Annotated in this window: 23 protein-coding genes; 7 read left to right on the top strand and 16 right to left on the bottom strand. The window is 56.4% G+C overall.

Features of this window, described 5'->3' with window-relative positions; translation table 11 throughout:
- Positions 1–190 precede the first annotated feature (190 nt).
- Complete coding sequence (gene gcvA / locus QUE89_RS13730) at positions 191–1,069, bottom strand: transcriptional regulator GcvA (RefSeq protein ID WP_286220637.1); 879 nt, start codon at positions 1,067–1,069, stop codon at positions 191–193.
- Between the two features lie 126 nt (positions 1,070–1,195).
- Between gcvA and QUE89_RS13735 the strand changes: the two genes are divergently transcribed.
- The gene (locus QUE89_RS13735) at positions 1,196–1,369 is read left to right on the top strand and encodes an RSP_7527 family protein (RefSeq protein WP_286220638.1); all 174 of its coding nucleotides are present in this window, start codon (positions 1,196–1,198) and stop codon (positions 1,367–1,369) included.
- Positions 1,370–1,504: 135 nt separating this feature from the next.
- On the opposite strand, the gene QUE89_RS13740 is transcribed toward QUE89_RS13735, so the two are convergent.
- A complete protein-coding gene (locus QUE89_RS13740) occupies positions 1,505–1,807 on the bottom strand; it encodes a hypothetical protein (protein WP_286220639.1) in 303 nt (100 codons plus the stop codon).
- Between the two features lie 59 nt (positions 1,808–1,866).
- A complete protein-coding gene (locus QUE89_RS13745) occupies positions 1,867–2,133 on the bottom strand; it encodes a DksA/TraR family C4-type zinc finger protein (protein WP_286220640.1) in 267 nt (88 codons plus the stop codon).
- 91 nt (positions 2,134–2,224) lie between these two features.
- Here QUE89_RS13745 and QUE89_RS13750 point away from each other — a divergent pair, with 91 nt between their 5' ends.
- Positions 2,225–3,043, top strand: a complete 819-nt coding sequence (locus QUE89_RS13750; RefSeq protein WP_286220641.1) for a cobalamin-binding protein — start codon at positions 2,225–2,227, stop codon at positions 3,041–3,043.
- A 402-nt stretch (positions 3,044–3,445) separates the two neighbouring features.
- On the opposite strand, the gene QUE89_RS13755 is transcribed toward QUE89_RS13750, so the two are convergent.
- The 13 genes from QUE89_RS13755 to urtA all read right to left on the bottom strand — a co-directional run bounded on the left by QUE89_RS13755 (position 3,446) and on the right by urtA (position 18,206).
- Entirely contained in the window at positions 3,446–6,619 is a 3,174-nt protein-coding gene (locus QUE89_RS13755) for a metallophosphoesterase (protein ID WP_286220642.1), read from the bottom strand.
- Between the two features lie 691 nt (positions 6,620–7,310).
- Complete coding sequence (gene ureG, locus QUE89_RS13760) at positions 7,311–7,949, bottom strand: urease accessory protein UreG (RefSeq protein WP_286220643.1); 639 nt, start codon at positions 7,947–7,949, stop codon at positions 7,311–7,313.
- A 32-nt stretch (positions 7,950–7,981) separates the two neighbouring features.
- Complete coding sequence (locus QUE89_RS13765) at positions 7,982–8,689, bottom strand: urease accessory protein UreF (protein ID WP_434784072.1); 708 nt, start codon at positions 8,687–8,689, stop codon at positions 7,982–7,984.
- The gene (ureE, locus tag QUE89_RS13770; protein ID WP_286220644.1) at positions 8,667–9,230 is read right to left on the bottom strand and encodes an urease accessory protein UreE; all 564 of its coding nucleotides are present in this window, start codon (positions 9,228–9,230) and stop codon (positions 8,667–8,669) included. Before ureE ends, QUE89_RS13765 begins: the two co-directional genes overlap by 23 nt.
- 33 nt (positions 9,231–9,263) lie before the next feature.
- Positions 9,264–10,967: an urease subunit alpha gene (gene ureC, locus QUE89_RS13775; protein ID WP_286220645.1), complete on the bottom strand. Its 1,704-nt coding sequence runs from the start codon at positions 10,965–10,967 to the stop codon at positions 9,264–9,266.
- Positions 10,964–11,281, bottom strand: coding sequence for an urease subunit beta (locus tag QUE89_RS13780; RefSeq protein WP_286220646.1), 318 nt, complete (start codon positions 11,279–11,281; stop codon positions 10,964–10,966). The genes ureC and QUE89_RS13780 overlap by 4 nt, the downstream gene beginning before the upstream one ends.
- Before the next feature lie 10 nt (positions 11,282–11,291).
- Positions 11,292–11,594 carry an urease subunit gamma gene (gene ureA / locus QUE89_RS13785; RefSeq protein WP_286220647.1) on the bottom strand — a complete coding sequence of 101 codons (303 nt, stop codon included), beginning with the start codon at positions 11,592–11,594 and terminating at the stop codon, positions 11,292–11,294.
- Between the two features lie 44 nt (positions 11,595–11,638).
- Positions 11,639–12,547, bottom strand: a complete 909-nt coding sequence (locus QUE89_RS13790) for an urease accessory protein UreD (RefSeq protein ID WP_286220648.1) — start codon at positions 12,545–12,547, stop codon at positions 11,639–11,641.
- Positions 12,544–13,242 (bottom strand): urea ABC transporter ATP-binding subunit UrtE, encoded by a 699-nt coding sequence (gene urtE, locus QUE89_RS13795; protein ID WP_286222896.1) that lies wholly within the window; start codon positions 13,240–13,242, stop codon positions 12,544–12,546. Before urtE ends, QUE89_RS13790 begins: the two co-directional genes overlap by 4 nt.
- Before the next feature lie 17 nt (positions 13,243–13,259).
- Complete coding sequence (urtD, locus tag QUE89_RS13800) at positions 13,260–14,084, bottom strand: urea ABC transporter ATP-binding protein UrtD (RefSeq protein WP_286220649.1); 825 nt, start codon at positions 14,082–14,084, stop codon at positions 13,260–13,262.
- Positions 14,081–15,202: an urea ABC transporter permease subunit UrtC gene (urtC, locus tag QUE89_RS13805; RefSeq protein WP_286220650.1), complete on the bottom strand. Its 1,122-nt coding sequence runs from the start codon at positions 15,200–15,202 to the stop codon at positions 14,081–14,083. The genes urtD and urtC overlap by 4 nt, the downstream gene beginning before the upstream one ends.
- Before the next feature lie 3 nt (positions 15,203–15,205).
- Positions 15,206–16,810 carry an urea ABC transporter permease subunit UrtB gene (urtB, locus tag QUE89_RS13810; RefSeq protein WP_286220651.1) on the bottom strand — a complete coding sequence of 535 codons (1,605 nt, stop codon included), beginning with the start codon at positions 16,808–16,810 and terminating at the stop codon, positions 15,206–15,208.
- Positions 16,811–16,913: 103 nt separating this feature from the next.
- Complete coding sequence (gene urtA, locus QUE89_RS13815; protein WP_286220652.1) at positions 16,914–18,206, bottom strand: urea ABC transporter substrate-binding protein; 1,293 nt, start codon at positions 18,204–18,206, stop codon at positions 16,914–16,916.
- A gap of 727 nt (positions 18,207–18,933) precedes the next feature.
- Here urtA and QUE89_RS13820 point away from each other — a divergent pair.
- From QUE89_RS13820 to QUE89_RS13840, 5 genes are all read left to right on the top strand, one after another.
- Positions 18,934–19,203, top strand: a complete 270-nt coding sequence (locus tag QUE89_RS13820; RefSeq protein ID WP_286220653.1) for a ComEA family DNA-binding protein — start codon at positions 18,934–18,936, stop codon at positions 19,201–19,203.
- 131 nt (positions 19,204–19,334) lie between these two features.
- Positions 19,335–20,114, top strand: coding sequence for a (Fe-S)-binding protein (locus tag QUE89_RS13825; protein ID WP_286220654.1), 780 nt, complete (start codon positions 19,335–19,337; stop codon positions 20,112–20,114).
- Positions 20,111–21,550 (top strand): LutB/LldF family L-lactate oxidation iron-sulfur protein, encoded by a 1,440-nt coding sequence (locus tag QUE89_RS13830; RefSeq protein ID WP_286220655.1) that lies wholly within the window; start codon positions 20,111–20,113, stop codon positions 21,548–21,550. Before QUE89_RS13825 ends, QUE89_RS13830 begins: the two co-directional genes overlap by 4 nt.
- On the top strand, positions 21,547–22,206 hold the full coding sequence (locus QUE89_RS13835) for a LutC/YkgG family protein (protein WP_286220656.1): 660 nt from the start codon (positions 21,547–21,549) through the stop codon (positions 22,204–22,206). Before QUE89_RS13830 ends, QUE89_RS13835 begins: the two co-directional genes overlap by 4 nt.
- Positions 22,203–23,165 carry a DMT family transporter gene (locus tag QUE89_RS13840; RefSeq protein WP_286220657.1) on the top strand — a complete coding sequence of 321 codons (963 nt, stop codon included), beginning with the start codon at positions 22,203–22,205 and terminating at the stop codon, positions 23,163–23,165. The genes QUE89_RS13835 and QUE89_RS13840 overlap by 4 nt, the downstream gene beginning before the upstream one ends.

Raw genomic sequence — 23,165 nt, forward strand, 5'->3', positions numbered from 1 at the left:
AAACCACACTCGAAAATCAGACAGTGCGCCTCAAGCGACGCCCTAACGAACACCCTGTGACTGCAGCCACTGGCTAATCTGGGCCTGATTCATGGCGCCGCTCTGACGGGAGTTCGCCCGCTGAAGCCTGCACAAACGCAAAACCCGCGATGACTCTGTATCGGTTTTTGAACCCCAGTTTTCGGTTGCCCTACATCTCGCTCATCAGCCACTCCTTGAAGGCTTTCATCCCAACGGTCAGCGGACGTTGTTTGCGGTAGACCAGATAGAAGGCCCGATTCGTGTCGAGCTTAATGTCGAAAGGCACCACCAACTGCCCCGATTTAATCTCACGGGACGTCAGAGTGCTATCAGCCAGCGCAACTCCCAGGCCCTCCTGGGCCGCCGCCGTGGCCAGTTGCCCACTGGACATCTGTAGACTGCCCCGGGCGGATATAAAATCCATGCCTGCCTGTTGCAGCCAGTTCTCCCACTCCCACTTCCGCTTGCTGACATAGATCAACGTGTGTTTAGCCAGGTCTTCAGGCTTTTCCAGCGGTAACTCACCGTCCAATAGCTTCGGGCTACACACCGGCACCAGCATTACTCTGCGCAGAAAATGCACTTCGATGTCGTCCCATTCACCACTCCCGAAATAGACCGCCATGTCGGTATTGGTGCGATCGAAATCCAGCAGCCCCATGGACGCGTTAATTTCCAGTTCAATATCCGGGTACAAGGCCTGGAATCGCGCCATGCGTGGCATCAGCCAGCGGGTGAGGAAGTTGGGGGCAACGCTGATCTTGACCACGTTGGATTCCTGGTTCTCAGTCAGTCGCTGGGTGGCCATCTCAATCTCGTCGAACGCGTGCCTGACAGATGTCAGGTATTGCTCGCCTGCCGGGGTCAACGCCACCTTTCGCTTGCTTCGGCTAAAAAGTGAAAGACCCAAGTACTCTTCAAGTGTCTTCACTTGATGACTGACCGCCGATGCCGTCACGAAAAGTTCCTTGCCAGCTGCGGCAAAGCTGAGGTTCCTTGCGGCTGATTCAAATGCCCGAAGCGCATTGAGGGGTGGCAGGTGGCGCATAACATTTCTCGATTGATGAGATTAATTCATCAGTCTGCTGAGAAACGATCGCTTTTTCAACAGCCTCATACTCATTAGTATGCTCCCTATCGAAATGACTCACTTATCAAACGAGGACACAGCATCATGAGTTACCAAGCTCCGAAACTGAACGAAGACGGCACTATAGACATGAATTACTACACCCAGCTTGCAAAGCAACAGCGTAGTGAGCACATCGCGCGGATGGCGGCGTCATTGAAAGCCAACATCAAATCCTTTTTTCACGTGACGCTGCCAAAGCTGTCTACCAGCCATTGACCTGTGTTCCCTTCAGCGCTCAATGACCTTAAGTGCGAATTGGCTGGTTTCGCCGGCGCTGGCGAACCAGCCTGCTTTTAGGCTTTTCCGACATACAGGCGGAAAATAGCGTCAAGATCGAAGTAATAGCGAAGTTCATGAAGGGAGATTAGAAACGCCGTCGATCTCCGTCACCGTTTTAGCATCCGCCCGCTCAATGATTTTCAGGAGAGTGGATTGAATCGTTTCATCTTCCCGGGCGTCGCCGCTGCTCACAAACGCTTGCTTCTGCGGCTCTGCACCCTCTTCCTCGGTGAATGAAATAACAACTTCAGTGGCTGTATCCGGCGCTTTACCCACGCCCCCTTTACCAAAATACTCCAGCGACACTAACGGATAGCCGTGAAAGCCCTTCTTGACCTGCTTTGCAATACGCTTCTTTGCTTTTTCTAACTGCATAATAAGAGCCTGTCGCTGCGTTCGTTAATTCGATAAAACATGGCGGGCGGGAAATGCATTCACCTCAGCTGGCTGTCTTTGCTGCCACGTCGATTAATGCCACGTGATGCCCCTTCCTGCTTTTCAAGAGCGGACTGGCAGGCAATGCACAGCCGAACGCCCGGAATGGCCTGGCGGCGAGCTTCGGGAATCGCCTGGTCACACTCGTCACAATAGACCGCGCTCTCACCGTCACCCAGCTGGCTCCGTGCGCGTTGCACTTCGTCGTCGACGCTGGCGTCAATTTGATCCTGAACCGCTCCATCCCGTGACCATCCACCTGCCATAGCGTTCTCCCATCATGAAAGAAATGATGCCGCAAAGCCTAGTAAAATCCTTCGCGTCCCGTGTCGTCAATTATTTAGAGCCCGCATCCCTATGAATTATCCCCAACGCATTGTCTGCCTTACCGAAGAAACCACCGAGACCCTCTACGCCATCGGCGCCGAGGACCGTATCGTTGGCATCTCCGGGTTTACCGTAAGGCCCGAGCGAGCCCGGAAGGAAAAACCCAAAGTCTCTGCCTTCACTTCCGCCAAGATCGGGAAGATTCTGGAGCTGGAGCCAGACCTGGTAGTGGGCTTCTCCGACATGCAGGCCGACATCGCCGCCGAACTGGTGCGCAGTGGCGTGGCCGTGCATATCTTTAACCAGCGCACTGTGGCCGGAATCCTATCCATGATCCGAACCCTCGGCGGCATGCTGGGCCTCGCCGACCGAACCGACGCCTACGCGCAGGAGCTGTCCGACTGGGTTGAACGAATCAGAGCGGAAAGAGCGAGACCTAACCGCCCGCGGGTCTACTTCGAGGAATGGGGCGACCCGATGATCACCGGCATAGGCTGGGTGTCTGAGCTGATCGGTATTGCCGGTGGCGAGGATATCTTCCCGGAACGGGCCGCCGAGCCCGGCGCCAGGGAACGCATCATTGAGAATCCCGAGGACGTCATCCAGCGCCAACCGGACATCATCATCGGTTCCTGGTGCGGGCGTAAGTTCCGGCCGGAGCAGGTGGCTGAGCGGCCCGGTTGGAGTGACATTCCCGCAGTGAGGAACGGCCACTTGTATGAGATCAAGTCACCGCTGATTCTTCAGCCGGGGCCGGCTGCGCTGACGGATGGGTTGGATGCGTTGTGTGGGATTATTGATCGGGTGCGGCACACGGACTTAGAGCTCAATAGGCCTGCCATAGAATGATAAGCAGCTGCAAAATTCTAAACAGATCAAAGCCTAGTTGCTGACCGAAACTCATCGCCTCTGGCGCAATCAGCAGTCGACCCAAGGTGCCCAAATTCACCTGAACGGCCCGCCACACACAGGCTCGAAGAGGTGCGGAGTTTTTTTCAGGGGTACGTTGCTCGCCCCCCCAATCACCGCCCTCTTATCGATCCAGCGCATCGCGAACGGAACTACTCACTAAGCTTCGCAGTCCGTTAAACGGAAAATCAGGAAAACGCTATGATTCTAGACCCAATAAGATCACGAGCGTTCCTTTAAAGCCAAAAACCGCCAATGAAATTTAACCGGTAAAAAGACAGCCTCCTTGAAGAAATCCTTCCCAAAAAAACAACACCCTTTACAAAACGTAATCTAGCAGCATTAACCTAAAACAGCGTTAAAGGTTTTCAACGATTTCACTGTCGACACATCTCGGTATATATCTCTATTCTTTTCGACCAACTTTTTGACAAACTTTTCGATAACCTTTCGATCATTTGAGTTGAGCTCATGATCAAGCATGAGAATTTGGACCAATTTAAAGAAAATAGTATTTTTAACTAATTTACTTTTTGATTTAGCGATAGGCCAAAGATCTTTTTTGAAATCAAACTTCTCTAAATCCATCAGCACATACTTGAGCATTACTGATGAGAGCTCGTCATCACAGTCCTCTGAGTAAGTATTTATTATCTTAACAATTCTTGGCTTCTTCGAAGAAAGATCCTCAGTCATTTGCGCCTGAACCATGCTTGGAACGATACTTCGCACTAGTGAAATAAGGCCTTTAATAGCGTTTATGTGCTCAGCTTTGGACTTAGATTCGTCATTCTCAGATTTGAAGTAGTCATCTAACATTGGAACAATGAGGGGAATGAGAATATTATCATCCATTCTGGCTAAATTAAATTTAACAAGATAGAGATATGAGTCAATCAAATATCCAAAATGCTCTATTACGAGCTCAGAATCTATCAGTGCCTCCATATTCCTATGGACCCTGCCATAGAGAGAGACCGCTTCTCTCAACTTGCTTTCCGAATTTGAAATAGTCGTCTGTGCGTCCAAGTCAATGGCATGCGCACTCGAGTCGGCAGCGCCCCTATTCGATTTCAGCGGAGCGATTTCATCCATTATCTCATCATTCTTTTCCCGGTCAGCCTTCACAGAGCTTAACTGACTCTCGAAATCATCAGAACTTGCCGCCAAGTCCAAAACGGACAAATCATCAATATTTTCATAATCAATGGATTCAACGTCAACCGAATACTTCTCAAGCATCAACTTCGAAATATCACACCTTAATTCTACAACCCTATCTGCGACAAATTTTAATACTTCTTGATTAGATGGATTCTGGCATGCAAAATATTCAATAATTCCATTGTATTTTAGGTAATTTAGATCGTTCACCACATGATCTTTAAAATTTGAATCCATACTCATGTAATAAGCTGCAGCATAGTTCATAAAACAGCTTTGAGAAAATACGAAACCACCCTCTGACTTTTTCAATATCCCAGAATTTATCAGCGGATAAAAATAATCTTCATAAGAAAAATCATGGAATGTTTTTTTATTATAGTCTCTTGCCACGTCAACAAGATCGTTTTTTGAGAAAACATACATCGAATCAAGAATCGCATGCTTAGCAAGAAATGCCATGAACCTCAGCAAGTCCTTATATTGCGGCTTGTCCGCAGGCGTATTCATATTATGTTTTCTAAGCAGAATTTCTATAAAATTTTCAATGATATCTGATTCATTAAAAATTTTACTCAACTCCTTTTCATTTTCATAAATTGCCAGCAACATTGAATAAATGAAATTATTATGAGGCAGCTGAGACTTATTTATTACACCCATCAAACTATCATAGATTGCTTTTTCCGATCCGATAGGTGATAAAGCCGTCCAATTCGAAATCATTTGCCGTACATTCTTACGCTTCGCGCCACCCAAACCAACAAGAGCGACATCATTTCGTTCGAACCCCCTAATATCTTCTAGCAACTCCATTTCAGAACTGGCACTGCAAGTAAAAATAAAACTACACCCAGAAAAAGATTCAACAAACTCAAAAATTTCGAACTTAAATTTTGAGCGACAAATATTATCGATTAGTATGATAGCATTACCGGCCTTAATGCTGCGCTTAACAAAACTCTCGAACGAAGTACTTATATCGTCATCAAAATAGAAACCAGATAGTTTTTTTAAGATCTTAGCTTCACCCTTAAGATCGCCAACCTCAGCGTCAAGCTTTATAACAATCTTGTCGAAAACTCTCTTCGATTGACGCTCCAATCCATTCGCTAAAAGATAATCAATAAAGAAACTTTTCCCCTCATTTTGACCAGCAAATACGAAACAAACACCTTCATAGCTCTCGATTTCAGAAACCTTGCTAAAATCTGATTTACACTTTATTAACCCTGACGCGTGCGGCTTTGATAAATTTGGCTCTACGAATAAGCTAGAAATATTCTTTTTAGAGGACTTCGACACCCCTAAATTCACTATGAGACCATCATTTAATTCTTGAAGCTTAAGCGATGACGACTTTGCAAACTTACCTTTATCAAAAGTTAGGTCTCCAACCGTCGAAAAAGAAAATCTGCCATTCTCTCCTCGCTCAATCCACGACTCAAAACTTCGCTCAAGTCCATTGTATTTTCTGTAAAAGACCTCCCCATAAGAAAAATCATTTTCTTTTTGAAGGCTTACCAACGAGTACCCAGAACTTTTATGTCTTGAATCAAAAGTTCCTGCCTGAAGCTTCAACGTTATATCATATTGGAAGTTGGCTTCTAAGCTTTGCCCAAATTCATGCATATGCCCAAAGAAGAGAGCACAAACTCTCTTTTCAACAACATTAGAAAATCGACTAATTTCTTCTGGGTGCAACCAATCAATCGGATGATGCATCAATAAGACTATATCAGCTGACTTTGGGACCTTTTCTTTTATCAACTTTATTTGAGAAGCACCTATTACAAGCTTACCTTCATCTTCATCATCCTGTGCCAACCACGCCGAGCTCACACCTACAACGAATAAATTATTTGAAATCTTATAAATATTAGTCAACTTAGAATTATAAATACTATTTTTATTTTCCCTAAAGTTATCATTAAACCAATTATAAAATGCCTCTATTCGTGGCCAACCTTCTTTCTCCAGTTGGACATCGCTGCACAACTCGTCTATTTCTTTGAAGCTCTGCTTGTCTCTGAAAGGTTTCTCTGTCCTTGAGATAGAACTTCTATCACAGTCATGATTTCCAGGAACGATAAATATATCGTCTCTCTCTAAACCGAAGTGACCTGAAAGGTCATCGACAACGATACTTTTGAATTTCTCAAAATCTTCTTTTTTTCCTGAAAAAGTAAGATCACCGGTTATGAAAATAGTATCAACTGAGCCATTCATCTCTAGAGACATTTCGTCAACATCTTTTTTTAACGCCCCTACAACCTCTTTAGCAATTTTAGGGCTAAGACCATTAGGTCCACCAGAAAGATGAAAGTCCGAAATATGCAGTATATTCTTCATAAAAAAACCAACACCATAACGTTATATTATTAGTGAATTTGATGAACTAAAACAGCGATGTCTGGCTGAAACTATTTACCCAAGATTAATTTTTGATCTTATTTAACGATCTACGACAGTGGTAACTCATGGGCAAGCGGGCGAGCGATGGGTAATGCGACTAGACTTAAATGCTCAATTTCGAATGGAGTTGCGTAATACAAGTAGGCAAAACGAGGAGTAGGCAATATCGCATCTCTGCAAGTGGCCTTTTGGTGTCTGAGAGCCCCATCTACAGTCATCCTTAATAGTCAGCGCGTCCGTAGCATTTAGCTACCTACATTAGACCATCTCAGACCTATCTGTCTGCTCTCGTTACAAAAATCATAAAATCTTGATAACAGAATACTGCACTGCAACGCGGTACAGCATTCTGCGTCCCATAGTCTTTTGCTAGAGGTATAAACAAAACTGCGACAACTGATTCAGCTCCTCCCATTACGCCTACGATTCATCATCCCATACACCGCTATGCTCACTGCAGCCCCAGCCGCCACCAAATACTCAATATGCAAAACATCCCCAATGGCCTCATGCCCCGGGTGCCCCCAGGCAGCGCCAGAGGCGAAGATCAGGCTGGCAGTCAGGGCGAGTTGGTTGCGTAGTTTCATGGTTGTATCTCCGTAGTGCGTTAATCGTTTAATCAGTTGGTTCAGGCGGGTTCAGCAACTTTTCCGGGGCGGCGCTCAGGCAACATGCCACGCTCCAGAATGAAGCTGATGATTGTTTCCAGCCCTACTCCGTCGTACAGGTTGGTGAACACGAAGGGGCGTTCGCCGCGCATTTTCTTTGAGTCTCGGTCCATCACCTCCAGGGAGGCGTGCACCTGTTCGGCGATGTCGATCTTGTTGATGATCAGCAGGTCGGATTTGGTGATGCCGGGGCCGCCTTTGCGGGGGATCTTGTCGCCGGCGGACACGTCGATCACGTACAGGGTGAGATCGGACAGTTCCGGGCTGAAGGTGGCGGAGAGGTTGTCGCCGCCGGATTCCACCAGTACCAGTTCCAGGTTCGGGTGGCGGCCTTGCAAGTCGTCGATGGCCGCAAGGTTCATGGAGGCATCTTCGCGGATAGCGGTGTGCGGGCAGCCGCCGGTTTCCACGCCGAGGATGCGATCGGCATCCAGGGCTTCGTGGCGCAGGAGGAAGTCGGCGTCTTCCCGGGTGTATATATCGTTGGTGACTACGGCGATGTCGTAGTGGTCTTTCAGGGCCTTGCACAGCTGGCGCAACAGGGCGGTTTTACCGGAGCCTACCGGGCCGCCGACTCCAACTCTCAGACAATGTTTCATGGCGTGTTCTCCTGTTTCTGTTCTTTGTTAATTCAGCTTCTGAAAAGCCGTGAATACTGGGTTTCGTGCAGGGCGCTGCCGAGCGCCAGGCCGGGCAGTACCGGGCCGAGTTCGTGATCTTCTTTCTGTAAGGCGTCATCCACTGCCATCACCAGTTTCGGGCGCAGCCGTTCGGTCAGGCGCTGGGCGGCGGTGTGGCCCAGGGGCATGGCTTTGCACGCCACCGCCAGCTGGTTCTCCAGCCAGGCCCAGGCGAAGCCGAGCAGGGTTTGCCGTGCGGGCACGGCTCGAACATGGGCGGCCCAGGCAAACAGGGTGACGTAGCCGGGGTCTTGGGGTAGCAGGCCTTTTTCCGGCAGCAGTTCCAGGCTGCCGAGGAGGCGCACCAGGGCCGCGCCCAGGCGCAGGTCTTCATCCACCAGTTCGGCGGTTTCCCGGGTAGCGTGCAGCCAGTCGTTCCAGTCGGCCACGGCGTTGCCGTCATGGTTGGCCCAGGCCTGCTGCAGGCGTACCAGCAGCGGCAATTCGCATTGTGTCAGGCCGTCTTCCAGCACGCCTTCCAGCCAGTCACCCAGCTCGTTCTCATTGTTCACCCAACCCAGCTCAAAGGCGCTTTCCAAACCCTGGGACCAGGCAAAGGCGCCGATGGGCAGCGCGGGGCTGACCAGTTGCAGCAGGCCCAGCAGGGCCAGGTCGCCCACGGCGGTTTGGCTGCTGTCAGTGAGAGTGAGTGTGGTCATTGCCGTGGCCATGGCTATGTGAGTGGCTGTGAGACTGACTATGAGAGTGGCTGTGTCCATGTGAATGGGAGTGCTCGCCTTGCCCGGCTTGAGCGTAGGCACCGGGTTCCGGATCGAATGGGGCGCGGTGGTGTTCCAGGGTAGCGCCCAGGCGTTCGGCCAGTTCTTCCAGCACGTGATCGGGCGGGAAGCGGACCCAGTCCGTCTTGCCATCTGTTGCGGTTTCGTCGCTGCCTATGGCGAGGGACACATGGCGGTTGCCCAGGTGGTAACACAACCGCGCCAGGCCCAGGCCGGGTTCGATGCGGGCGGTAACGACCGGTTCATCGGCGGCGCGAATGCGGACAATCTCGCCGGTTTCGGCCTGCAAAAAGGCGCCTTCGCGCAATACCTGGCCGCGATCGAGGAACAGGCCGACGTCGTAGCCGGTGTCGGTTTTCGCCCGCAGGCGGCCGCGCATGCGCAGCTCGAAGGGCAGCGTGAGGTGGTCGTGAATTTCGCTGGTTTCGACGGGGCCGACCCGTTGGGTGAGTTCAAGCATGTCGATCTCCTAGAACAGCCATGAGCTGTCTTTTTAAAAAAGGTGGTAACGCTGGGCCAGCGGCAGTTCGGTGGCCGGCTCACAGGTAAGCAGTTCGCCGTCGGCGTGCACTTCGTAGGTTTGCGGGTCTACGGTGATGTGCGGGCATTCGGCGTTCAGTTTCATATCGCCCTTGCGCACGGTGCGCACGCCTTTGCAGGCGGACAGGCGGCTATCCAGCCCCAGCTTTTCCTTGATGCCGGCATCGATGGCGGCCTGGCTGACAAAGCTCAGGCGGGTGGCACTGGCGGCTTTGCCGAAGGCGCCGAACATCGGGCGGTAATGCACCGGCTGGGGTGTGGGTATGGAGGCATTCGGGTCACCCATGGGCGCGGCGGCGATCATGCCGCCCTTCAGAATCACGGCGGGTTTCACGCCGAAGAAGGCCGGGCTCCACAGCACCAGGTCTGCCAGTTTGCCCACTTCCACCGAGCCCACTTCATGGCCGATGCCGTGGGTGATGGCGGGGTTGATGGTGTACTTGGCGATGTAACGCTTGGCGCGCAGGTTGTCGGCGCCCAGGGCTTCGTCTTCCGGAAGCAGGCCGCGCTGCTGTTTCATCTTGTGGGCGGTCTGCCAGGTGCGGCACACCACTTCGCCCACCCGGCCCATGGCCTGGGAATCGGAGGCGATCATGGAGATCACGCCCAGGTCGTGGAGGATGTCTTCAGCGGCGATGGTCTCGCGGCGAATGCGGGAGTCGGCGAAGGCGACGTCTTCCGGGATGTTGGGGTCCAGGTGGTGGCACACCATCAGCATGTCGAGGTGTTCGTCGATGGTGTTCACGGTGTAGGGCCGGGTCGGGTTGGTGGACGACGGCAGTACGTAATCCTTGGAGCAGGCGGTGATGATGTCGGGGGCGTGGCCGCCGCCGGCGCCTTCGGTGTGGTAGGTGTGGATACAACGTTCTTTGAACGCGGCCAGGGTGTCTTCCACGAAGCCGGATTCGTTCAGGGTGTCGGTGTGGATGGCCACCTGTACGTCGTATTTGTCGGCCACGGTGAGGCAGTTGTCGATGGAGGCTGGCGTGGTGCCCCAGTCTTCGTGCAGTTTCAGGCCGATGGCGCCGGCTTCGATTTGCAGTTCGAGGGCTTCCGGCAGGGAGGCGTTGCCTTTGCCGAGGAAGCCGATGTTCATGGGCAGGGAGTCTACGGCTTGCAGCATTTTTCCCATGTGCCATGCACCGGGAGTGCAGGTGGTGGCGTTGCTGCCGGTGGCCGGGCCGGTGCCGCCGCCGAGCATGGTGGTTACGCCGCTCATCAAAGCCTCTTCGACCTGCTGGGGGCAGATGAAGTGGATGTGGGCGTCGATGCCGCCGGCGGTGAGGATTTTACCTTCACCGGCGATGATTTCGGTGCCGGGGCCGATCACGATGGTAACGTCTGGCTGGGTGTCCGGGTTGCCGGCTTTGCCGATGGCGGCGATGCGGCCGTTCTGGAGGCCAACGTCGGCTTTTACGATGCCCCACCAGTCGAGGATCAGGGCGTTGGTGATGACGGTGTCCATCACGGTATCGTCCGCGCGCTGGCTCTGGCCCATGCCATCTCTTATGACTTTGCCGCCGCCGAATTTTACTTCGTCGCCATAGTGGGTGCTGTCGCTTTCCACTTCGATCCATAGATCAGTGTCGCCGAGCCTTACCCGGTCGCCTACGGTGGGGCCGTACATGTCGGCGTAGGCTTGTCTGGTGATTTTCATTTCGTGTCCTCCAGAGAACCCATAACTTCGCCTCTGAATCCATAAATCTCACGACTACCGCTGAACGGAATCAGGGTGACTTCGCGGCTTTGGCCTGGTTCGAAACGGATGGCGGTGCCGGCGGCGACGTCGAGGCGGTAGCCGCGGGCTTTGGCGCGATCAAACGTCAGGGCCGGGTTGGCTTCGGCGAAGTGGTAGTGAGAGCCGATCTGGACCGGGCGGTCGCCGGTGTTGGCGACTTCAATCTGAATTCTCTCGAGGCCGGCACAGAGTTCGATGTCGCCGTCTTTGAGCTGGTATTCACCAGGGATCATGGCGGGCTCCTTACACGATGGGATTGTGGACGGTGACGAGTTTGGTGCCGTCGGGGAAGGTGGCTTCTACCTGCACTTCATCCACCATTTCTGCCACCCCTTCCATGACGTCTTCACGGGTGAGCACTTTGGTGCCAGCGGTCATCATTTCAGCCACGCTGCGGCCCTCTCTCGCGCCTTCCATGATTTCAGCGCTGATCAGGGCGACGGCTTCCGGGTAGTTGAGCTTCAGGCCCTTGGCCTTGCGGCGTTCGGCCAACAGCGCGGCGGTGAACAGCAGCAGCTTGTCTTTGTCTCTGGGGGTCAGTTCCATCAGTTATTTCTCTCTTAGGCTCTTGTTCTGTATGTGAGTCTTGTTCAGGTCAGCCAGATTCTGGGCACGCTGGCCGGCAGCCCGGTGAGCCGTGGTCGCAGCAGTTCCCAGGCTTGTTGGCACAGGGCCCAGGCTTCGTTGCGTTCCTGCCCCAGGTAGCGCAGCAGCACCACGCCGCGGCGGCGGGTGACGGCCCAGCGGTGGTTTTCGGGCAGGGTTTCTCTCAGGGCTTCGATGGCGCCGGCTTCGTCGTCCAGGCCCACTACCCACAAGGTGGCCTGCACGGTGGCGCCGCCCTGGCCCCAGTGGCCTTTGAATCTTGGGTGGGCCGGGTCCATGGGTTGGCGTTCCAGCCATAAAGGGCGGCCGTCCATGAGCAGGCGGAACTTCTGTTCCAGATGCCCGGTAACGAACGGCAGGTCGCTGGCCGGTCGGCCGAGGGCGAGGATTTCCCAGCCTAGGCATTTGGCGCCGGTTTGCAGTTCGATGGTGGTGGTCTGTTCGCCCCGGGAGCCGTCGAAGGCCAGGGTTTCCTGGGGCAGGTATTCGAGAATGCCGCCTTTGGCGACCGTAAGTTTCGTGTGCTGGGCCCAGGCCACGCCGTGGCTGTCGGCTTTGTATAGTTTCGCGGCCGCGGGTGTGGTGAGCAGGGTGTGGGCGCCCTCGCCCACCTCGGTCTCGATGCTCAAGGCATCGCCGCTGACCAGTCCGCCCGGTGGGTGCAGCAGGTACACGTGGCAGCAACCGTTGCGGCCTTCCGGGTAGAACGGGCGCTGCACTCTCAAAGGCCCCTGGTGGCTAATGCCGGTCATGCGGGTCGTGGTGTTGTCGCCGTCCGGGCGCAGCTGGAAGCCCAGTTCGATAGACGCCGCCCAGCGCCGGCCCGCGTCGAAGCGGTGGCCAGAATCGGGCGCGGTGCCATCGGCGGGCTCTATGCGCTGGAAGACCGTCATACCGTCAGGTGCTTCTTGATGAGTTCGTCGGTGAGCTCGGCAATTTCGCCTTCGGCCACCCGGCGGCCACGGTCTAGGATGGCGAAGCGGTCGGCGTATTTGCGGGCGAACGGCAGTTTTTGCTCCACCAGTAGTACGGTCAGGCCGTCTTCTTTGATCAGCTTGCGGATGACTTCGCCAATCTGGGCGACGATGTTGGGCTGGATGCCTTCCCCCGGCTCGTCCAGGATCAGCAGGCGCGGCTCGATCACCAGCGCCCGGCCAATGGCCAGCTGCTGTTGCTGACCGCCGGAGAGGTCGCCACCGCGGCGGTGCCTCATTTCTTTCAATACCGGGAACAGCTCGTAGATGCGCTCGGGGATTTTCTTGCGGCCGTCTTTGCGCACGGCCAGGCCGGTGCGCAGGTTTTCTTCCACGGTCAGCAGCGGGAAAATCTGCCGGCCCTGGGGCACGTAGCCGATGCCAAGGCGGGAGCGGTCTTCGATTTTCTTCTCGGTGAGTTCCACGTCCTGGGCGAATTCAAGGGAACCGTTTTTCACGCTTTCCTCACCCATGATGCATTTCATCAGCGTGGTTTTGCCCACGCCGTTGCGGCCCATCACGCAGGTGCACTGGCCCTGGGGTACGTCCAGCTCCAGATCCCAGAGGGTGTGGCTTTCGCCGTAGTATTGATTGAGCTTGTCGACTTTCAGCATCAGGTTTTCAGTCGTCATCACGCCTCCTCCCCGAGATACACCTTGATCACTTCCGGGTCGTTTGAGACCTGGTCCATGGTGCCTTCCGCCAGCACGCTGCCCTGGTGCAGCACGGTTACCTGGCGGGCGATGGAGCGCACAAAGCCCATGTCGTGCTCCACCACCACTACGGACTGCTTGCCTGCGAGGCTGGTGAGCAGTTCGGCGGTGCGTTCCATTTCCTGCTCGGTCATGCCTGCTACCGGCTCATCCACCAGCAGCAACCGGGGCCGTTGCATCAGCAGCATGCCGATTTCCAGCCACTGCTTCTGGCCGTGGGAGAGGATGCCGGCGGGCGCGACGCGCAGGTCCTTCAGGCCGATCATTTCCACCACTTCGTCGATGCGGTCCCGGTATTCCGGTTTCATCACGGCGGTGAGTGTGGGAAACACGCGCTTGTCGGCGGCCATGGCCAGTTCCAGGTTTTCGAACACGGTGAGGGCTTCAAACACCGTGGGTTTCTGGAACTTTCGGCCGATGCCGAGGGAGGCGATGTCCGGCTCGCTCTTGGTGAGCAGGTTATGGCGGCTGCCGAACCACACCGAACCGGTGTCCGGGCGGGTTTTGCCGGTGATGATGTCCATCATGGTGGTTTTGCCTGCGCCGTTGGGGCCGATGATGCAGCGCAGTTCCCCGTCGTCGATGGTGAGGTTGAGGTTATTGATGGCCTTGAAACCATCGAAGCTCACGCTCACGTCCTCCAGATACAGGATAGGGCCGTGGCGCACGTCCACCGGTGAGACTTCCGGTGCCAGGAAGTCGAACACCTGGTCGCGGTTGGTCAGCTGCTGAAAGATGCTCATGCTGTGGCCTCCTGCGCCGGGGTGTCGGGTTCTTCCTTGGCTTTCTTACGGTCGAACAGCAGGCCGGCAATGCCCTTGGGCAGGAACACGGTCACCAGCACGAACAGGCCGCCGAGGGCGAACAGCCAGGCGTCCGGCATGATGCCGGTGAACACGGTTTTGCCGTAGTTCACCAGAATGGCGCCAATGACCGCGCCGTACAGGGTGGCCCGGCCACCGAGGGCCACCCACACCACGATTTCGATGGAGAACAGCGGCGAGAATTCGCTCGGGTTGATGATGCCGACTTGCGGCACGTAGAGCGCGCCGGCGACACCCGCCATCATGGCGGACACCACGAACACGAACAGCTGCACACGCTCTACCCGGTAACCCAGGAAGCGGGTGCGGGCTTCAGCATCGCGGCAGGCCACGCTGACGCGGCCGAGTTTGCTGGTGACAATGCCTCGGCAGATCACGTAGCCGATGGCCAGAGCGATGCCGGTTGCCAGGAACAGGCCGAGGCGGGTGGCGTCGGTACGCAGGTCAAAGCCGAGCAGGTCTTTGAAATCGGTCAGTCCGTTGTTGCCGCCAAAGCCCATTTCGTTGCGGAAGAACGCCAGCATCAGCGCGAAGGTGAGCGCCTGGGTGATGATGGAAAGGTACACCCCGGTCACCCGCGAGCGGAACGCCAGGAAGCCGAACACCAGGGCCAGCAGGCCCGGCGCCAGCAGCACCATGATGAAGGCGAACCAGGCCATGTCGAAGCCAAGCCAGTACCAGGGCAGCTCCTGCCAGTTCAGGAACACCATGAAGTCCGGCAGGAGCGGGTCGCCGTAGACGCCGCGATCACCGATCTGACGCATCAGGTACATGCCCATGGCGTAACCGCCGAGGGCAAAGAAGGCGCCGTGGCCCAGGCTGAGGATACCCAGGTAACCCCAGACCAGATCCACCGCCACCGCCAGCAGCGCGTAGCACAGGTATTTACCCAGCAGGGTGACGGTGTAGGAACTCACATACAGGGCGCTGTCCTGCGGCATCAGCAGGTGCAGCGCGGTGACGATAATCAGGGCGGCGAACAGCACGCCCAGGAACAGTTGCGTGGAGCGTTCACGCAAAGGTCGCGTTAGCCACATACCTTAACCCTCCGCCGCACGGCCCTTCTGGGGAAAGAGTCCCCGGGGGCGTTTTTGAATGAACAGGATGATCAGAACCAGTACCAGGATCTTGGCGAGGACGGCACCGGCCCAGGGTTCCAGCAGCTGGTTGATGGTGCCCAGCGACAGGCCGGCCAATAAGGTGCCCCAGAGGTTTCCGACGCCGCCGAACACCACCACCATGAAGGAATCGATGATGTAGGCCTGGCCCAGGTTCGGGCCGACGTTGGTGATCTGGGACAGCGCCACACCGGCCAGGCCAGCCACGCCGGAACCCAGGCCGAAGGTGAGGATGTCCACCTTGGTGGCCTTGATGCCCATGGAACGAGCCATGGCCCGGTTCTGGGTAACGGCGCGCACGTCCAGGCCAAGCCGGGTCTTGCGCATGATCAGCATCAGACCGGCGAACACCACTAGAGCGAAGCCGACTACGTAAAGGCGGTTCAGGGTCAGTGACAGCGCTTCGTTGATCATCACCGAGCCGCTCATCCAGTCCGGGGTGATCACGGTGCGGTTGAGCGGAGAAACCACGGTGCGCACCAGCTGTTGCAGGATCAGACTGACACCGAAGGTGGCTAGAAGAGTTTCCAGCGGGCGGCCTTTCAGGTGCTGGATGACGGTGCGTTCAATGGCGATGCCCGCTAGGGCCGCCACCAGGAATCCGGCGGGGATGGACAGCATCAGCGCCAGGCCCGGCTGGCCCGGCAGAAGCTGCTGCATACCCCAGGTAGTGTAGGCGCCGAGCATGATCAGCTCGCCGTGGGCCATGTTGATTACACCCATCACGCCGAAGGTGATGGCCAGGCCAATGGCCGCCAGCACTAGCACCGAACCGAGGGACAGGCCGAAATACAGGGTTTCGGCGGCACGGTTCAGTTTCAGTTTCTGCTCGATGCTTTCCATGGCCTTGGAAGCAGCTGCGGAAAGCGCCGGATCATCGCTGCGCATGGCCTGTTGCAGGGCGGCGCGAGCTTCGGAGTTGAGGCTGCCGGAGAGTGTGGCCACGGCAGAAATGTCGCCCTGCTCTTCCACCTGGTAAATCGCCAGGGCTTCGGTGAGCGCGGCCTGTACATCGGCGCTTTGCTCTTCGCTAATCAGCGTTGGCAGGCGCCCGGCCAGGGTGCCACTCACGCTGCCTTTTAGGGCGCGGGCGGCGGTTAGTCGTTGGTCCTCATCGGGGCTCTTCAGATCGATCACCGACAGGATGCCTTCGAGTTCGTTACGCAGGGCGTTGTTGACGCGAATGGTGTCGATGTCGCGGCGGGAGATCTCGCCCAGGTTTTCTCTGGTCAGTGCGTCTTCCACGGTCCAGTTACGGCCGCGGTTGGACAACACGATGATGAATTGGCCGCTGTCTTCGATGCGCCCGAGTTTGTTGGCGCCGAAGGATTCCAGCCAGTAACGGGCACGGTCATCACCACTGCCGGCGATGCGGTTCACCACCGCTTTCTTTTCGGCAAAGGAGGAATCGGCCAGCGCGGTGAGTAATTGTTGTGCTTCAGTGTCTTCTACTTGGGCCAGGGTAAGGCCGGGCCAGAGCAGACAGCAGGCGAGCAGCAGATGGCTGAGCAGTCGGTAGATGCCCATGGTTGCGTCCTGTTCTTGGGAATAGAGGGTGGAGCGAAAACGGTGGTAAAGCGCGGGCGAGACCGAGGCCCCGCCCGCAGTTGGTTGCTGATGGCCTCAGGCCTTACTCGGCAACCACCTTGCCGCCACAGGTGCCGGTAACCACGTTGAAGTTTCCGCAGAACAGCGGCTTGCGCCAGTCACTGATCAGGTCCTTGGAACCCGGCAGGAAGTCAGACCAGGCATCGCCAGCCACGGTGGAGGCGGTTTCCCAAACCACGGAGAACTGGCCGTTGTCCTGAATTTCGCCAATCAGTACCGGCTTGGTGATGTGGTGGTTGGGCATCATGGTGGCGTAGCCGCCGGTGAGGTTCGGCACGCTCACGCCAATGATCGCGTCTTTCACCGCGTCCACCTCAGCAGTACCCGCTTTCTTGACCGCTTCGACGTACATGTTGAAGCCGATGTAGTGCGCTTCCATCGGGTCGTTGGTGACGGCGTCTTCGTTGCCGGTGTACTCAACCCAGGCGTCGATGAAGTCGTAGTTGGCGTCGTTGTCCACGCTCATGAAGTAGTTCCAGGCGGCCAGGTGGCCAACCAGCGGGCCGGTGTCGATACCGGACAGCTCCTGCTCACCTACAGAGAAAGCAACCACCGGGATGTCGGCGGCGTCGATGCCCTGGTTACCCAACTCACGGTAGAACGGCACGTTGGCGTCGCCGTTGATGGTGGAAACCACGGCAGTTTTCTTGCCGGCGTTACCGAACGTCTTGATGTCGGAGACGATGGCTTGCCAGTTGGAGTGACCAAACGGCGTGTAGTTGATCATGATGTCGTCGGCGGCCACGCCCTTATCCTTGAGGTAGGTCTCGAGGATTTTGTTGGTGGTGCGCGGGTAGACGTAGTCGGTGCCTGCCAGAACCCAGCGCTCAACGCCGATGTCGTTCATCAGGTAGTCCACCGCCGGAATCGCTTGCTGGTTGGGCGCGGCACCGGTGTAGAACACGTTCTCGGAGGATTCTTCACCTTCGTACTGCACCGGATAGAACAGCAGGCCGTTCAGCTCTTCCACCACCGGCAGTACGGACTTACGGGAAACCGAGGTCCAGTTGCCGAAGATTACGTCTACTTCTTCTTTCGCAAGCAGCTCGCGGGCTTTCTCGGCAAACAGCGGCCAGTTGGAGGCGGGGTCCACAACCACCGGCTCAAGCTGACGGCCCAGAACACCGCCGGCCTCGTTCTGCTTTTCAATCAGCATCAGCATGGTGTCTTTCAGGGTGGATTCACTGATCGCCATAGTGCCGGACAAAGAGTGCAGGATGCCGACTTTGATGGGGTCTTCGGCGGCCAGGGAGTTGAAAGAGATGGAAAGCGCCAGTGCAGAGAGGCCCAGTTTCACGTGTTTTTTGATGCTCATTTCGTCATCCTTTTCGTTTTTAGGGAGGTTGTGCAATTCGTCTGAAGCACCTCCTGCTCTGCATTAGTCGTTCCAGCACCAAAATAATCCAATTATTTTCAGTTAGTTAGCGCTAAACCCAAGACTCTCATCAGCACTTTTGCCCCATCAAAACGCACCAAAACCTATACCTGCGGTGCACGTTCGCACGTTGCTGGTGCACAAGCCTTCGGTCATAGCTTTCCCATCCATTAAATATCAATGACTTGTAAAATTTCGAGGGAAGGGAATGGCAGGTTTCAGGCATAAATAGCATGCTTCTTATTGTGCGCTGGCCTGTCCTGCTTGCCCAGCATTGGTGCGCACAATGCTGGTGCTCTCTGGCATCCGATAAGCAGCACTTACACCGCCGTAGGAGATGTCTCACACGCTCTGGCGCGATTGTCCGGTTTTGCCAAAATGTGTCGTCGATAGAATCGTATCTGTCAGGGATGACAAGCCAGCAAGGATCGTTGGCTCAAGGACGATAACTCCAGGGATTTGGAGTTGCCCTAAGGATCAGGGGCTTGCAGGGAAGATCGCAAGGATGAAGTGCTCAGGATGAGCACATGGCCTGAAGGATCAGGCGAGGGTCAGCCACGGAAAACGGGACCACAAGGAGTGTGGTCCTGTCCGTGCATTCGTTCCGGCTGTTTGCGTCCCGACAACACTAAAAAGACGACAACTCAGCATCAGGAACTCACTTTCGATGAAACGCACTCCTTTTTTTGCCACTCTCGTACTGCTGTTCAGCCTGGTTACCGGATTTGCTCACGCTGAACCGGCCGCCATCAATATCAACACTGCCGATGTTGCCACGCTGGCCGAACTGACCGGTGTTGGCCAGAGCAAGGCCGAAGCCATTGTGGCCTACCGCGAAGCCAATGGTCCTTTCAGCGCGCCGCAGGATCTGGCCAATGTGAAAGGTATTGGCGAACGCACCGTTGAAAAGAACGCAGCACGCCTGGCCGTGAAATAATCTGCTCCGTGGGCGGCGGCACCCGCCGCTGCCTACGTACTACTACCTACCTAAAAGTCGTCTGGCATCAGCGGTTCCCGATTCCTATCATTAGTGGAACAACAACACTAATGAGCGTGAGCATCGGCGTCATGGCTGACCCTATTAAGCTTTACCCCTCGAAACCCTCCAAAGTGTATTTCTTCGGTACCTGCCTGGTGGACATGTTTTACCCGGACGCGGGCATGGCGGGCATTCAGCTGCTCGAGCGCGAAGGCATTGAGGTGATTTTCCCGCAGGACCAGACCTGTTGCGGCCAACCGGCCTTCACCTCCGGCTACCACGACGAAGCCCGCGCTGTCGCCAGGGCCCAGCTGGGTCTGTTTCCCGAGGACTACCCCATTGTGGTGCCCTCCGGCTCCTGCGGCGGCATGATGCGCAAGCACTACCCGGACCTGTTCAAGGGCACTGAGGACGAAGTTCGGGCCGCGGAAGTGGCCGGCCGGATCTGGGAACTCACCGATTTCCTGCTCAACGTTTGCCATATCAAGCTCAAAGATGCGGGCGAGCCCACCACCGTGGCCATGCACACTTCCTGTTCTGCACGCCGGGAAATGGGCGTGGCCGAAGTGGGGCCGAAACTGCTGGGCCAACTCGATAACGTCAACCTGGTTGAGCAGGTTCGCGCAGAGGAATGCTGCGGGTTTGGCGGCACCTTTGCCATCCGGCACCCCGAGATTTCTAGCGCCATGGTGAGCGAAAAAGTGGACGCCCTGGTGGACACCGGCGCCAGGGAGTTTGTCACCACCGATTGCGGCTGCCTGATGAACATTCATGGCTATGCGGAGAAAAACCAGAAGGCCATGTCCGGCCAGCACATTCTCAGTTTCCTGTGGGACCGCACCGGCGGCGATAAGGGAGAGCGGTCATGAGCGACACCGCCCGGCACTCACCTCACCACGTTGATGTAAAAGAGTTCCACCCACGGGCCCACGAAGCGTTGCACAACCCGCAGATTCGCCAGAACTTCCGCAAGGCGATGGACGGGCTGATGACCAAGCGCAAGAGCGCCTTTGAAGGTTGGGATCTGGAAACCCTGCGTGATCTCGGTGCCAACGTGCGCATGCGCGCCCTGGCCAATCTGCCCGACCTGCTCGAGCAGCTGGAGCAGAAGCTGACCGAGAACAGTATCAAGGTGCACTGGGCCGTGGACGGTGACGAGGCCTGCCGCATTGTGCGCGATATCTGCAAGGCGCGGGATGCCAAGACAGTGATTAAGGGCAAGTCGATGGTGTCTGAGGAAATGGAACTGAACCATTACCTCAAGGAACAGGGCATCGAAGCCCTTGAATCCGATTTGGGCGAGTACATTGTGCAGCTGGCCGAGGAAACGCCCTCTCACATCATCATGCCAGCGATCCACAAGAACACCGGTGAGATCTCCAAGCTGTTGCACGAGAAAACCGGCACCGACCTGTCGAATGATGTGGAATACCTGACCGCCGCTGCTCGCCTGCAGCTGCGCGAGAAATTCATGAACGCCGATGTCGGCGTGTCCGGGGTGAACTTTGCCGTGGCCGAAACCGGCACCCTGTGCCTGGTGGAAAACGAAGGCAATGGCCGCATGACCACCACCGTGCCAAAGTGCCACATTGCGGTTACGGGTATCGAAAAAGTGGTGCCGAACCTTGAGGATGTCTCTGCCCTGCTCGCCCTGCTGACCCGCTCTGCCACCGGCCAGCACATCACAACCTACTTCAACATGATCTCCGGGCCCCGCAAGGCCGAAGAGCTGGACGGCCCGGAAGAAGTGCACGTGGTACTGGTGGACAATGGCCGGTCGTCGATTTATCAGGACGATGAACTGCTGGACACCCTGCGTTGCATCCGCTGCGGCGCCTGCATGAATCATTGCCCGGTGTATACCCGCGTTGGCGGCCACACCTACGGCACCACCTACCCCGGCCCGATCGGCAAGATTCTGATGCCGCACCTGATTGGCCTGGACGAAGGCCGACACCTACCCAGCGCCTCCAGCCTGTGTGGTGCCTGCGGCGAAGTATGCCCGGTGAAGATCCCGATCCCCGATCTGCTGGTGCGCCTGCGCCAGGAATCGGTGGATGGCGACAAACTGCACCCAGCCAAGGTTCGTGGTCACGGCGCCAAGCGCAATGCGGTGGAAGCCATGATCTGGAAAGGCTGGAGCTGGATGCACGCGCACCCCGGCGCCTATCGGTTTGGCACTAACCTGGCCGCGCGCTTTCGCATGCTGCAGCCCGGCAAGATGGGCAGCTGGACCCAGTTCCGCACCTCGCCCAAGCTAGCGCCCAAAACCCTCCACGAACAGCTCAAGGAGCGCGGCCAGTGAGTTCTCGCGACACCATTCTGCAGCGCCTGCGCAACCGGACTGGCGGCGAGCTGACCGCCCCGGAGTGCGATTTTTCCGTGCTGAAACGACCGGACTGGTCAACCACCGAAAGGATTGCCCTGTTCGAGAAAATGATCGAATCCGTTCACGGCGAGGTGCACCACTGCACCGAGGACAGCTGGGTAGACCGGCTTGCAGAAATACTCGGCACTCGCGGCGCTCGCAATCTGCTAATACCCAAGGAGCATGAGATCGGCGTAAAACTCCGCTCCGCCACCCTCGGGCGGGAAGACCTGCCCCACCTGCTGATTTACGACGAGCCCATCGAAAGCTGGCAGTCGGTTCTGTTCAATGACGTGGATGCCAGCATCACCTCCACCCGGGGCGGCATCGCCGAAACCGGCTCGCTGATTCTATGGCCGAACTCGGACGAACCCCGGCTGATGAGCCTGGTGGCTCCAATTCACATAGCGGTGCTGTTTGCCAGCGAGCTGTACACCACTTTCCACGAGGCCATGCAGGTCCAGAACTGGAAAGCTGGCATGCCCACCAATGCCCTGCTAATCTCCGGGCCATCCAAAACGGCGGACATTGAGCAAACCCTTGCTTACGGTGTCCACGGTCCCAAAGAGCTGATTGTGTTGATTATTGAATGATTCGAGGCGCTCTACTGATCGCCCTGGCAGCCCTGCTCTGGGCGACCACGGGCATTGTCGCAAAATTCCTGTTTACCGGTACCGAGCTGGAAGCCATAACTCTGGGCTTCCTTCGGTTGGCTGTCGCCTTGCCGTTTTTCTGGCTGCTGATGCGCCGGGAACAGCGGCAACTGGAACGCGCCAACCCCGGAGCCCGGGTGCCGGGCAGCTCCCTGCGTCACCTGGGCAAGAAAGCCCTGATCCCGCTGGCTGCACTGGGCCTGTTCCAGGCGTTCTACCAGGGCAGCTACCTGCTGGCCGTTGATCTCACCGGTGCCGGCATCGCCACCCTGATTGCCCTGTGCCTTCCGCCGGTATTCGTTGCCTTGCTGGCCGCGCCACTGCTCGGCGAAAAACCGGGGCTGCTGACTGTACTGTCTCTGGTCGCCGCCATCTTCGGTACCTCTATGCTGGTACTGAGCGACATGGACACCGCGGGCACCTTGCGCCTCGCTGGCATTTTGATCGCGCTTTTTGCCGCGCTGGTTTACACAGGTTTTACCCTGACCAGCCGCTACAGCTCTACAGGTACACCGGTGTTCACAACCGCGTTCATCTGCTTTTTCACCGCGGCCCTGATCCTGTTTCCAGTGGTGTGGCTGTCCGGCGGCTTCGAAGGCCTGGACACCCTGGCGTTTCATCAGTGGCTGATGGTGGTGTACGTGGGTGTGGTGCCCACCTGCATCGGCTACGTGAGTTTCTTCGCAGGCATGCAAACCACGCCTGCAACACTGTCCAGCATCATCGTGACCCTGGAACCATTGTTCGTGGCGTTGTTGGCGTGGGTGTTTCTGGGCGAGATTCTGGGCCCCATCGGCATTGCCGGGGCGTTCATTTTGACGGCAGCGGTGATCGTGGCATCCCGCTACGGAGGAAAAGCCGGCACCGACACCAAGAAAGGTGCCGATACCGCAGGCTGA

Source organism: Marinobacter sp. LA51 (assembly GCF_030297175.1).
Taxonomy (GTDB): domain Bacteria; phylum Pseudomonadota; class Gammaproteobacteria; order Pseudomonadales; family Oleiphilaceae; genus Marinobacter; species Marinobacter apostichopi.